7 protein-coding genes are annotated in these 12,846 nt (G+C 33.7%); 4 read left to right on the top strand and 3 right to left on the bottom strand.

All coding sequences use genetic code 11. The annotated features are described in order from the left end of the window. Nucleotides 1–12 precede the first annotated feature (12 nt). Complete coding sequence (locus tag AC2DZ0_RS06745; protein ID WP_484644517.1) at nt 13–1,572, top strand: PKD domain-containing protein; 1,560 nt, start codon at nt 13–15, stop codon at nt 1,570–1,572. A gap of 164 nt (nt 1,573–1,736) precedes the next feature. Here the strand turns inward: AC2DZ0_RS06745 and AC2DZ0_RS06740 are convergent, their stop codons facing one another. Next, nucleotides 1,737–2,156, bottom strand: a complete 420-nt coding sequence (locus AC2DZ0_RS06740) for a hypothetical protein (protein WP_484644515.1) — start codon at nt 2,154–2,156, stop codon at nt 1,737–1,739. 353 nt (nt 2,157–2,509) lie between these two features. Between AC2DZ0_RS06740 and AC2DZ0_RS06735 the strand changes: the two genes are divergently transcribed. After that, nucleotides 2,510–4,144 (top strand): tetratricopeptide repeat protein, encoded by a 1,635-nt coding sequence (locus AC2DZ0_RS06735; protein ID WP_484644513.1) that lies wholly within the window; start codon nt 2,510–2,512, stop codon nt 4,142–4,144. 41 nt (nt 4,145–4,185) lie between these two features. Here AC2DZ0_RS06735 and AC2DZ0_RS06730 read toward each other — a convergent pair whose 3' ends face one another. After that, complete coding sequence (locus tag AC2DZ0_RS06730; RefSeq protein WP_484644511.1) at nt 4,186–5,766, bottom strand: ThuA domain-containing protein; 1,581 nt, start codon at nt 5,764–5,766, stop codon at nt 4,186–4,188. Between the two features lie 121 nt (nt 5,767–5,887). Further along, complete coding sequence (locus tag AC2DZ0_RS06725) at nt 5,888–7,432, bottom strand: alpha-L-fucosidase (RefSeq protein WP_484644509.1); 1,545 nt, start codon at nt 7,430–7,432, stop codon at nt 5,888–5,890. A gap of 304 nt (nt 7,433–7,736) precedes the next feature. Here AC2DZ0_RS06725 and AC2DZ0_RS06720 point away from each other — a divergent pair, with 304 nt between their 5' ends. Both AC2DZ0_RS06720 and AC2DZ0_RS06715 read left to right on the top strand, forming a co-directional pair. Continuing rightward, nucleotides 7,737–10,898 carry a SusC/RagA family TonB-linked outer membrane protein gene (locus AC2DZ0_RS06720; protein WP_484644507.1) on the top strand — a complete coding sequence of 1,054 codons (3,162 nt, stop codon included), beginning with the start codon at nt 7,737–7,739 and terminating at the stop codon, nt 10,896–10,898. Nucleotides 10,899–10,908: 10 nt separating this feature from the next. Further along, entirely contained in the window at nt 10,909–12,831 is a 1,923-nt protein-coding gene (locus AC2DZ0_RS06715) for a RagB/SusD family nutrient uptake outer membrane protein (RefSeq protein WP_484644505.1), read from the top strand. Nucleotides 12,832–12,846 lie beyond the last annotated feature (15 nt).

Here is a 12,846-nt window from a genome sequence, read left to right as displayed (position 1 = left end):
AAAACACACATTATGAATTATAAATATATATATGGTTTATTACTTGTTGCGTTAGCCGTTTTTACAGCTTGTAAAGACGAGGCAGAAGTAGACCTAATAATTCCAAGTCATAGGGTAATTGTGACATCGGAAATGGATTTTGAGAACAGAGTAAATATTAATGGTAGTATTTCTTTCGGGGATGTTTCGGCTGGAGTTGTTTCTAGAAAATGGACCTTGCCTAAAGGAATTGGTGATATTGAAGGTACATCGAATGATACAGTGTCTACAGCATCTACTTTTAAAACGCAATTTAAGGTTGTGGGTGATCATGATATTAAACTACACCAAGAATTTTACAAAGATGCTTATGACGGTGAGATTTTGAAAGGTAGTGTTTTGGATACTACCATCGTTGTATCAGTTTTACCGTTTATTGAGGCAGAAGTTAAGGCAAGTTTGTTGGACTCTGATGGCAATATCATTCGTGAATTAAATGTTGTTGAAAATGCACAAGAAGAGGTAGAGGCGGGAAGTACGGTAAGGTACTCATATGCAGCTATTGGTGAGCCAGCGGCTTTTAATTGGGCATTTGGAGGCGGTGACCCTTTGACTTCTGAATCTGATGTTGAGATAGATGTTAAATACAAAAAAATTGGAACTTTTGGAGTGAATTTCGTAGCTAAAAGAGATCGCCCTTTTAGTGCAGATACGGTAACAGTTGCAAATTTTGTATCTATTGTTCCTTCTTCGCAACCTGTAACTTTAGATGATGTTTATCAAAGGGAGAATGCAATTGCTTTAGAATTTAGTCGTGAAATTGATGAGACAACTTTAAATAAGGATGATTTTATGGTAACAATAGAAAATGGTACCCTTTTTACGCCTACTATTGTAAGTGCAGAATTAGACACGACTGAAGGAAATATTGTGGTCCTTAATTTAGGAACAGAAAATGTGTATAGTGATGACCTTGTAAAAGTTTCTTATTCACAAGGCGTACTATCTTCAACAGATTTTGTTAAAGTGAGTAACATTACTGATCATGTTTTAGTTTATCAGAAATCTAATATTTTGATTGGTTCAGAATATGATTATAGTTTTGAAAATAGTGCATTAGATACATGGAAAAATCTTGGATGGGGTGGTTTTGAAACCTTTACGTTTGATATTTCTGATGTTCAAGCCCAAGATGGTTTGAAAAGTGGATATGCGATTATGGAAGGTGGAAATGGAATGATCTTAGGACATAAACTTGCCGATGGATCTGATTTTATTAGGTTTGATGTTGAGGCAAATGTAAATTATGAAATTGGAGTATGGGTCTATGTAGATGGAACTATACCAAGTTTACCGAGTGCTCCTGATTTAAGAGTGTATTGGAACCCAGGTACAAATTGGGGAGTTGGTTCACATGCATTGTTTACCCCAGATTTTAAAACAGGTGAATGGGTGTATACTTCAGCAAATGCTCAGTTTGATGCTGCTAGTTCTATTTCGTTTATGATAAGAGGGAATAATGCCCAAAATATGGATCAATTTAAATTATATATAGATAATATTAGTGTTTCTAAAACACCATTGCGTCCGTAATGTAATGTTGAGTATTTAGGTTTGAGACCGATTTGCAGTGTGAAAACACTTGTAAATCGGTCTTTTTATGTGATAAGTTTCTTCTACTATGGTAGAAGAATATTTATTGAAAACTTTTGATTGAAGGATGAGAAATAGTGTGGAATTCTATTTCTAGAAGCTATTTATTTTTTTAGTTTAATGATTGAATAGTCGCTTTTATATTCAAAATCGCTGGCATTATTTAAAATCATAAATGCAGTAAGTTTGTAAAAATGCCCTTTAGGTAGTTTAGGTTTTAATGGCGGGTTTGTTGTTGATGTAATGTATTTGTATTCAATAGTACCAAAATTTTCATTCTCCACCGTTTTAAGCATTGGAATAGAATTTTTGTAGGTGTTGATTACATTCCCTTCTGCATCCACCTCTAGCAGTTTTGCATCGATGTATAAAAAGTTTAAGGGTCTTGCATCATAATTCAATTTCATAGAAATAGTATCAGATACTTGAATAGTTTCCACTTTATTTTTCCAGGTGATATTTTGGGCGTAACTCCCAGCAGAAACCCCTAGGGTTAGAATAATTATTTTTTTTAAAATTTTCATGGTATTCGTTTAAGATGAAAAATTATTCGGTTCAAAAGAATTTTGTTTATTATTAAAAATTTGGGTTTAAGTAAATTTATATTTTTTTGATATTGAAACCTTGTGAGCTATATTGACTTCAACTTGACGAAACTTTAAATTGTAAATAAGTCAACTAGGTTTTATATAGACAAAAAATAAACAGGTGTATATTAATACGTAGTGAAATCGATTTTTTAAAAAAATAATTGTTGATTTGTTTGTCTTGTTATGGAGATGTAAATGTTTATTTATATCTTATCAGTTCAATTGAAGGGAATTCTTAAGTATCATTCTGCAAGTATTGATAAATATCATTTTTTAGAGAAAATATTATGTTAGAAAAAATAATTAATGTTCAGATAAAAATTAATATCAGTCTATTTATTTTAGTACTCTTTAGTTTTCAGTTAATGAATTCTCAGGAGGTAAATGAAAGAGATTCTTTATTCTATTTAGCCCGAAAATTAACTTTTACTCAGCCGGACAAAGCGATAGACTGTTACAATAAATCTATTGAATTAAGTCTAGAAAAAAATGATACCGTTAGGGCTGTTGAAGGTTTGATTGAAGTAGGAGATATTTATTCTCACCATGTGAATTATAGTAAATCCTATGATAGTTATTGGAGAGGGTTGTTATTAGAAGATGGTAAGGTTACTACAAGAGTTGGGAGAATTTACAAAGGATTAGGATGGTTGTATAGTTTTTTTGAAAGAGATGATGAAGCCTTGAAATATCTAAATATGTCGTTAGCGTTAAATAAAGAAATGTTTAGAAAAAATATCATTTTGACAGAGGTCTATATGTTGAGTGATTATTTTGCTCTAACAAGTTTTCATAGGGTAAGAGGCGATTATGAGAAGGCTCAGAAATATTTAGATAGTAGTCTCACAGCAAAGAATAATATTCTGTTGAATTCTAAAAATTTTTATTTAGAAGCCGAGTCGGGGTACTTAAAATGTATGCGTGGTGACATGTCTAAGGGGCTCAATGATCTTGAAAGTGCTGAAGAGTATTTTGGTGAAAATGACCCGAGTTATTTGGTTTTAATTTATTACATGTACGGAGATGCCTACAAGGTTTCGGGGAATATTACAAAGGCGGAGCAATTTTATTTAAAATCATTAGAGGTTTCTAAAAAATATAGAAGTCATTCAAATTATAAAATTAAAGTTTTTAAGGCTTTGAAAGAGTTAAAACTTCTTCAAAAAGATTATGAAAAGGCTTTTTATTATTTGGAAAAAGAGAAGGGTTTGAACGACGAAGTTTTTGGAATAAAAAACAAAAATAATTTGCCGTTGTTTGATATAAAGGACAAATATAGGTTGTCTAAAGAACAGATTAAAGATCAGGAGAATGAACAGCGCTTGAAAGTATTAGAGCATGAAGAAGATATTTGGTATTTAAAAACGATATTTTTAATTTTTTCGATTGTAGGGATTTTGGTGTTTACTTTTTTCTTTGTTAGAAATTTAAGAGAAAAACATAATGCTGAAAAACAAGTAATTCGAGAGCGTCAAGAAGCTGAGACCAAAAGGCAAGAGGAAATTCTTGAAATGAAAAATAAAGAATTGACAAGTTCTGCCTTGCGCTTGATAGAAAAAGAGGAATTTTTGAATAGTTTAAATTCAAAATTATCACAACAAAAAGATACTGTAGACGTGAAAACGATTAGTCGAATGGTAAAAACCATTCAGGGTAGCTCTTCAAGTAACTGGAAAGAATTTGAGGCTAGGTTTACTTCAATAAATCAAAGTTTTTATGAAAATTTAAAGGAAAAGCATCCAAAACTAAAATCAGCCGACTTAAAAATATGTGCCTTGATTCGTTTGAACTTTTCAAGTAAAGAAATGGCACCTCTTTTAGGGATCTCAGTAGAGAGTATCCATACTTCGAGATATAGGCTCAGAAAGAAACTAGGTTTAGAGAGAACAGAAAACCTTTCAGAATATATAAATTCATTTTAAAGAAAAAAGGTTTGACCATCGGTCAAACCTTTTTTCTTTTTTTATTTGTTTTTTAGTTCTTTCGGAAAGTTTTGAATCGGTTTTATTTGCATGTTTTTGTAGAAAATTTCAGCTGCTTCCGATTGGATTTGGATTTTACCCTTTGTTACAGGTATGGTTTTTCCTCCTACATCATACCGTGCATTTTTAACACGATTTACAACATGACCGTTTACTAAATGGATACTTTCATCGCCTAGTACATATAGCTCAAGCGTATTCCATTCTCCATTTGGGTTTTCAAACAATTGTGACTTGCTTGCTTGTCCTGATTCAAAACCAGGCCCCCATTTTAGAGGAGTTTCTTTTCCTTTCGGGGCATACGTGAAATGTTTTTTTCCGTTGTTATTAACTTTTACATCGGAAGGAACATCACCATAAACATCACCTAAGGCAATAAAATCTCCACAATCGCCTTGTTGCACTTGAAATTCTAAACTAGCCATCCATACGTTCCAAAATGCGCCATGAACACCTTTGGCATGGTACAGTATACCACTATCTCGTTTGTCCTTGAGTCTAGGTTCCCATTTTTTGTCTCCCCATTTGAACTCTGTTCGGAAATGATAATTTTGATATTCATTTTTGGTTGTTAACCCACCATAAATTTCACCTGTGATATGTAAGATTTTTTCATCATTTTCTTCGATTATTGAGAAAACGTTTTTTACATCGTTATTGAGACCTAAAGGCTTACTAGTTCTTACATTGTCAGATTTTTCATAATCTATAGCCACAGAAGTATGGACACCTCCCATAAAAACGTCCCATTTACTTAAACTTTTGTCCAATAAATTTTCTCCGTCTTGATGAATTTTAACTTCCGTTTCTCCCAAGCACCATCGGATTCCCTCTTTTAAATGAATTAGAAAATCTGGATTTGAGTATGAGGCATCAGTATGTCCCATACCTGTGTAAAAAATTCTTCCTCCTTCGTAATGATGGTACCAACAAATAGGATGTTCAGCATGCATTTGTTTACCAGTGTAGCTTGATTCATCCAGTGTCAAAAGTATATTGGCATGTTGCTCAACAGGTTCTTTAAAATTGTACCATTCATCAAACTTTTCAAATTCATGGCTATAATGATCCGTAGCAGGGTGTTGTAATGTTTTTGATTTGGTAATACGCGCTTTTTGTTGTTTGGGGTGTGAGGCAAATTGCGCAGCAATCATATGTTTGTAAAAGGGCCAATCGTATTCAGTATCCGTTGCAGAATGGATCCCTAAAAACGCACCTCCTTCATGGATGTACTTTTCAAAAGCCGCTTCTTCCTTTGGTCCCAAAATATTTCCTGTGGTATTTAAAAATAGTACCAGATTTTTTTGTGATAAATTTTGGGTGTTAAAAACTAAAGAATCTTCTGAGAGTTGAATATTCCATTTGTTTTCAGACCCTAAAATTTTAAGGGCACTGATTCCAACTTCTATAGATTTATGTCTGTAGCCGTTGGTTTTAGTGAAAACTAATATGTTTTTTTTAAGAGGTGTGTCTTTTTTAGTTTCCTTGTTGTGGTTTATTTTACATGCTGTGGCTATTCCAATGGTTAAAACCAGCAAGATTGTTTTAATTGTGTTTAACATGGCGTAAAATGAATAGTTGGTTAATCAATATTTAATGCGTGATGGTGTTTTTAACAGGTAAATTAAAACAAAAAAAGCCATACTAAAGAATTAGTATGGCTTTTTAAGGGAGTCTGATGACTTATTTTAATGTAATTTTTACTGTTTGAGCATAATCACATGGTTTTTGCTTCGGAGCATTTATCTCAAGTCCGTTTTCAGTTTGCATCCACTTTATTTTATTTTTACTTCCTAGGATTTCTACATTTGCAATAGAGATTCCTTTAGCTAACTCATTTCCCTTAGCCAAAGAGGTTATGTTTATTTTACCATCTGTAGGCCAGTCTAATAAAATAGCATATAATTTATCATTATGCTGCGTAAATCTAATGTCTTTAGACGAGAATTTCTGATTTTTACCTTCAGAATGATGTCCTTTTTTAACCTCTGTTGGACCTTCTCCAAAAGTTTTCCAATATTTAGTGTCATATATAGCTTCACCGTTAATATTTAACCATCCACCAATTTGTAATAAAATTTTCTTTTGATCTTCTGGAATAGTACCATCTGATTTCGGACCAACATTTAAAAGTAGGCAACCGTTTTTAGAAACGATATCAATTAAATCATCAACAATTTGATTTGTAGTTTTAGACTTCCAGTTTGTAACATAACTCCAAGAGTTTTTACCAATAGAAGTATCTGTTTGCCAAGGTAATTTTCTAATTCCAGGTAGTTTACCTCTTTCTAAATCATAAACAACTGAACCTTCTGGAAATGCTTCGTGTGAGAAGTTTTTGTCTTGTAAAACGACTTCTTTACCCCATTCAATTCCCTTGTTATAGTAGTATGCTGCTAATTTCGGACGAACACTTTGGAAATCAGGAATATCAACATAGAAGTCTAACCAAAAAATATCCGGTTGGTAATTATCTAAAACATCTTTTGTTCTTTCCCACCATCTATTTAAGAATTTTTGAGAAACAGGTTCTCTTAAATCTGTTCCTTTAGAAGAGTACAAATCTGCGTATGCAGGGTCAGTCGTATCAAAATGAGCTTTTTTATTGTAGAAAGACCAGTTGAAAGCAAAATGAGAACTAGCACCCATAATCATCCCTTTTTCTCTACCTGCTTTGAATAGTTCTCCTAAAATATCTCTTTTAGGTCCCATATCGTATGAATTCCATCTTGTGGTATTAGATTTATACATTGCAAAACCATCATGGTGATCGGCTACCGGGATTACATATTTAGCTCCAGCCTCTTTGAATAAGTCGATCCATTCTTCTGCATTGAACTTTTCTCCTTTGAACATAGGAATGAAATCCTTGTATCCAAACTCTTTTTGATCACCCCAGTTTTTTTTATGGTGCAAAAATTCTTTAGACGGACCTTCTTTTTGTAATTTTAATTGGGCGGTAAAAACAGCAGTATCCATATACATTTGTCTCGGGTACCATTCAGAACCAAATGCGGGTACAGAATAGGCACCCCAGTGGATAAAGATTCCAAATTTTGTTTTGTTGAACCATTCAGGATCTTTGTAATTCTTTTTTATGGATTCCCAATTCGCCTCAAATTTGGGTGTTTTTGAAACCTTTTGAGATGTTTTCTGTGACTTTGTTCCACAAGAAAGTAAAACGAAAGATGTGAAAAAGGTTAAAAGGCTGATTTTTAATAATTTCATTGTAAAGTATGTTAGTTATATCTGCTAAGCTAAATTACATAGAGTGTTTTTTAGAAATAAGAACATATGTTTTTTATATTGCAGTAAATGAACAATATCAAGTTTATATTTAGTACGAATTTAAGGGGTGAAGCTTGATTCAAGAAAATAGGAAATCTGTTAATTGAGTATTGTTTGAGTATTGTTTTAAATTAACAGATTTTAACATTTTAAACATATGTATTATGCTTCGATACATATGTCTTAAGTTTTACAATTATGATTGTAGATATTTGTTAGACTAATTTAAACCTAATTTAATAATATGAAATTCAAATTATTTGCAAGTTGTATTTCCAAACCCATATGTTTAGCTTTCATGCTATGTATGGGGATTGGATTTGCGCAAGCACAGAAGATTGTCGTAAAAGGAACCGTTACTGGGGATGGGGATGTCCTCCCAGGAGCGAGTGTTCTTGTGAAAGGTGTGAACAAAGGGGCTATTACTGATTTTGACGGAAACTATGAAATTGAAGCGAATGCGGATGCAACGTTGATATTTAGTTTTATGGGCTATTCAACCATTGAGGCTAAGGTGAATGGTAAAAGTACTGTTGATGTAGTATTAGAAGCAGAAAGTAATGCCTTGGAAGAAGTTGTAGTAGTAGGTTATGGTACTCAAAAGAAGAAGGAGGTAACAGGAGCGGTAGTAAGTGTAAAAGCTGCTGAGCTTGAAAAAACTACTACTTCAGATTTAGGAGCAGCATTGCAAGGTCAGATGGCTGGGGTGAATGTAACTGCTAGTTCAGGTGCACCTGGTGAAGAAGCGAACATATTAATTCGTGGTTTTGGTTCTTTGCTAGATGGGAATAGTTCTCCTTTATATGTAGTGGATGGTATTCCTTATGATTCTGATCCTCAGTTAGCAATTAGTGAGATTGAGTCAATTGATGTTTTAAAGGATGCGGCTTCGGCTTCTATTTATGGAACTCGTGGTTCTAATGGGGTAATTTTGATAACCACCAAGCAAGGTAAGGTTGGTCAGATGAATATTCGTGTAAATTCTGAATACGGAGTTCAAAAAATTATGTCTGATGCACATGCCATGACAAGTGAAGAGTTTACTTATATTGAAACCTTAAGAGGTTCTTTAAACTCTGGTAAAGTTCAAGGAGGGGTAGAAGGAGAAATTCATAGAAATGCTAGGTATTTTACAAACAATACTGATTTAGCTGAAATTATTTTAAATGATCTAGCTCCCATTCAGAATCATTCGGTAAATGTTTCTGGTGGTGTTCAAGGCTTGACATATTCATTCAATGCAAACTACTATGATCAACAGGGGATTATGGTTAATTCTGGATATAAAAGATTTAACGTTAGATCTAATACCACTTTTACAAAAGGGAAATGGAAAGTTACAACTGGATTGACTTTTAGAAGAGATAGTAAGAAAATTCCTAACAACCAGAATAATGTAATGAATAAGATCTATGATTATAGACCTTTTCAGGATTATATTGATTTAGAGTCAGATGTTATTGAAAATGCTTCTGATCAAGACTTGGATGATTGGGAGATAGGATCTGCAAGACAACAAGCCAATGTAGCAAGAAATTTTAAGATTTTTGAGGATAGAACATCTAATAGTCATTCAGGAAATGCACAATTTGATTATAGTGCTACAAAAAACTTAAAATTTACGGTAAGAGGTGGGGCTACCTATAATGATCAAAAAGGAGTTAGAATATCTCCAAAAGTTGAGGTGTATAATAATAATGGAGAGCTGATACCAAATACACAAGTTACTTCAAATAGAACTTCTGATTTGACAACTTCTAAATTAACGTTTGAAGCTTTCGTGAATTATACGAAAAGAATCCAAAAGCATAGCTTTAAGTTCTTGGCTTTGTTTTCATACGAGAAGTCTACATCAGAATATTACCAAGTTGAAAAAAGAGATAATATTCACCCAGCGGCGACAGTATTCGATAATTATGCCGTTGTTTACGCGATTGATAGTAATGGTAGAGATGGGACTCGTGTGAATAGAGGGAATTTAGCTCGTGTTCAATACAATTATGACGGAAAGTACTTGTTAAGTGCTAGTGCTAGATATGATGGATCTTCACAGTTTGGTTTGGAGAATAGATGGGCGTTATTTCCTTCTGTTTCTGGAGGCTGGAATGTGTCAGATGAATTCTTTTGGGAGCCAGTGAAAGATGTGGTAAACTCTTTTAAAATTAGAGCAAGTATTGGAACAACAGGTAATGATAGGTCTGCATTGTACGGCTACCAAACTGTGGTTGTAGCAAATAAAAATTATGTTTTCGGTAGTAATAATGCGACTGCTGGTTTACCTGGAGCAGGTGAGAGTTATAACTTAGGGACTTCGCAGCAGGCATATTACAATAAAGATTTGAAATGGGAGACAAACGTGGAAACAAATATTGGTTACGATTTTGGTTTCTTTAGAAATGCACTTACCGTAAGTACCGATATTTACAAAAGTGAAAAGAAAGATTTATTATTTCCCGTTAAAAATGCTCCTTCTACTGGTGTTAATGGAAACGAAACAGCAAGTAATGCAACAACTATTTTTAACATTGGTAATATGGAAAATTCAGGTGTTGAGTATGCTGTTAAATATAGACACAAGGGGAAATCTTCTGGATTTAATTGGAATGTAGCGGCTACCTATACACAAAATAATAATATAGTAACGAAAACAAGTTTGTCCGATCCCCTGATAAGATTGGATAATTCTCATATTTCAAGTAAAAATGGAGCTTCTGCAGAGGATGTGTCGGTTATTACGGAAGGTCATGAAGCAGCTTCGTTCTTTTTACGCGAAACGATTGGGGTTATAAAAACAGCTGAGCAGCTTGCCGAATATCAAGCATCTACAGATCCAACAGCTCGAATGGGAGAGTTAATGTATAAAGATCAAAATGGAGATGGGGTAATTGATGATCAAGATCAAATTTATATGGGAAGTGGTACACCTGACTTTGAGGTGGGTTTAAATTTCTCAGCGAATTACAAGAGGTTTGACTTTTCTATGCAATGGTATGGTTCTTTTGGTGCTGAAATCATGAATGGAAGTAAGGCCTATGCGTACCAATCGGGAACACATAAAGATTTATTTTACTCATGGACGGTGAACAATCCAACTTCTAATATTCCTTGGAATGATGGAGCAAATTCTAAATCTTATAGAGGGGCTTCAGATTACTTTATGGAAGATGGAACTTATGTGAGGTTAAGAAATGTTCAATTAGGGTATTCTTTCTCTAAAAAAGTTTTAGAACGAATTGGTGCTTCTAGGTTGAGATTATATGTTCAAGCTCAAAATCCAGTAACCTTTACAAAGTATTCAGGTATTGATCCTGAGGTAGGAAATAACGGTTTGAGTACTAGAGGTATTGATGCAGGTAGATATCCTATTTCTTCTCAGTATAAATTAGGATTACAATTTCAATTTTAAATAGTTAAAAATGAAAAAACAACAAAATACACATAAAACATTGAAATTCGGGAGAGTTTTTATGGTTAAAATGACCCTTGCGTTTTTAGGGTTGATCTCTCTTGAATCTTGTACAGATGATTTGGAGCAAATTAATCCAAATGCCATAACAACCTTAAGCTTTTGGCAGGATAATAATGACTTGAATGTTGGTCTTACAGCAGCATATAGTACCTTAAAAAATAGAAATATCTTAGGGATATTATTTGAACCTACTAGAGCTGATGTGGCAGTACCGACTAATTTTAGAGTAAAATTGACCAATACACCGATGTCAAGTCAAACATTTGACCAAACAACTAGAGAGGTGCAGGATAAATGGAATGCATTGTATCAAGGGGTGTTTAGAGTGAATCAGGTAATTGATGCATATAATAATTTGGTTCCTACGTATGAAACTGCTGATGCGAAATTAAAAGGACAGCTGATTTACACACAAGCAAGAGCTTTAAGAGGTTATTTTTATTTAGAATTATATAGCTCTTTTAATTTTGGTTCTGTACCTGTATTTGAAACAGTTCCAAAAACTTTGGAAGATTTGCATAAAGCATTTTCGAAAAAGGAAGATGTACGTGATTTTTTAATTGCTGATTTGACTTATGGATTAGAAAACTTGCCTGCAACCTATGCCGCTTGGGGTGATTTAGGGGATTCTAACATTGGTCGTATCACAGGTGGGGCTTGTGAGGCATTTTTAGCAAGAGCTTATATGTATGATAATGATTTTGCAAGTGCTGAGCCATTGCTTATGAACGTAATGTCAAACTACGGTTATGAATTGGCAGAAAATTTAAATCAAGTTTTTACTGGAGTAAACGAATTTAATAATGAGTCTATTTTTGAGGTAAATTATTCTATGGATCAAAATATTTTAGCTACGGATGAAGAGGCTGTTACTCAAAATATATCAAGTCAATTAGGAAACGGTAATGGAAACATTCAGCCAACAACATGGATGGGGTTATTATATAGAAATGATCCAGTAGATCCAGCAGATCCTGCAAATCAAGTTCCAAATTATGTGTACGATAAAGGTGAGTTAGTTGATCCAGAACCTGCCGATACTCGTTTGAGAATGTATTCTTCAAGGATGGGGAACTCTGTATGTCAAGTGGATGATCCGGATGAACCTATGTATGGGGTAACTGCCGCGAACTACGGTCAACATGTGAATGCAACACCTATGAACAAGAATTGTCCGGTGAGATGGAAAAAATTCACAAATTGGTATACTGTTGGAGATGGGTATGGAGAAGAAAAGAACCAAAACGAACCAACATTTAATAAATCAGGAATTAATATCCCTGTAATTAGATTGGCGGAAATCTACTTGTACTATGCAGAGTGTATGCTTGAAAAAGGGGATGTTTATGAAGGATTAAAATATATCAATAGAGTAAGAAAACGTTCTCATGTTTCTTTAATTGGAAACGCAACAGATCCTGGTGCAGAGTTTAATAATGCAGAGACAACTTATGTTGATAATATCAACTTGGGAGGAGATAGTCCTACAAATGCTGTAACCTTGGAAAATGTTAAAAAGCATTTAATGTTTGTAGAAAGACCTTTGGAATTGGCGTTAGAAGGAAATAGACCAGTAAACTTAAGACGTTGGGGAGAATTAGGAAATAGATTGACTGAATTAGCTAAATATGAGTATGATGCGTATCATTATGCTGCAGATTTAAATGGTGACCATCCTAAAAGATGGAGGTGTTATGTGGTTCCTACAGGTGAAGTACCATATTTTCCAGCAAGTGGATTTAAAGCGCAGGAAGCACATTTAAGAGATGCATTTATCGGTTCAACAAATTATAACCCTGAGTTTCATTCTTATTTGCCAATACCACAAGACGAAATTAATGGTAATTTAAACTGGAATGTTGTAGAGTAGTTTCATCGTGATATT

This window comes from Flavicella sp. IMCC45668 (genome assembly GCF_057219105.1).
Note: the sequence above shows the minus strand (reverse complement) of the source record. Positions and strands in the feature narration are given on the sequence as shown.

Excerpts from the sequence above, each read along its gene's own strand:
- AC2DZ0_RS06740 (WP_484644515.1), bottom strand. The coding sequence starts at position 2,156 with ATGAAAATTTTAAAAAAAATAATTATTCTAACCCTAGGGGTTTCTGCT.
- AC2DZ0_RS06720 (WP_484644507.1), top strand. The coding sequence starts at position 7,737 with ATGAAATTCAAATTATTTGCAAGTTGTATTTCCAAACCCATATGTTTA.
- AC2DZ0_RS06715 (WP_484644505.1), top strand. The coding sequence starts at position 10,909 with ATGAAAAAACAACAAAATACACATAAAACATTGAAATTCGGGAGAGTT.
- AC2DZ0_RS06725 (WP_484644509.1), bottom strand. The coding sequence starts at position 7,432 with ATGAAATTATTAAAAATCAGCCTTTTAACCTTTTTCACATCTTTCGTT.
- AC2DZ0_RS06745 (WP_484644517.1), top strand. The coding sequence starts at position 13 with ATGAATTATAAATATATATATGGTTTATTACTTGTTGCGTTAGCCGTT.
- AC2DZ0_RS06735 (WP_484644513.1), top strand. The coding sequence starts at position 2,510 with ATGTTAGAAAAAATAATTAATGTTCAGATAAAAATTAATATCAGTCTA.
- AC2DZ0_RS06730 (WP_484644511.1), bottom strand. The coding sequence starts at position 5,766 with ATGTTAAACACAATTAAAACAATCTTGCTGGTTTTAACCATTGGAATA.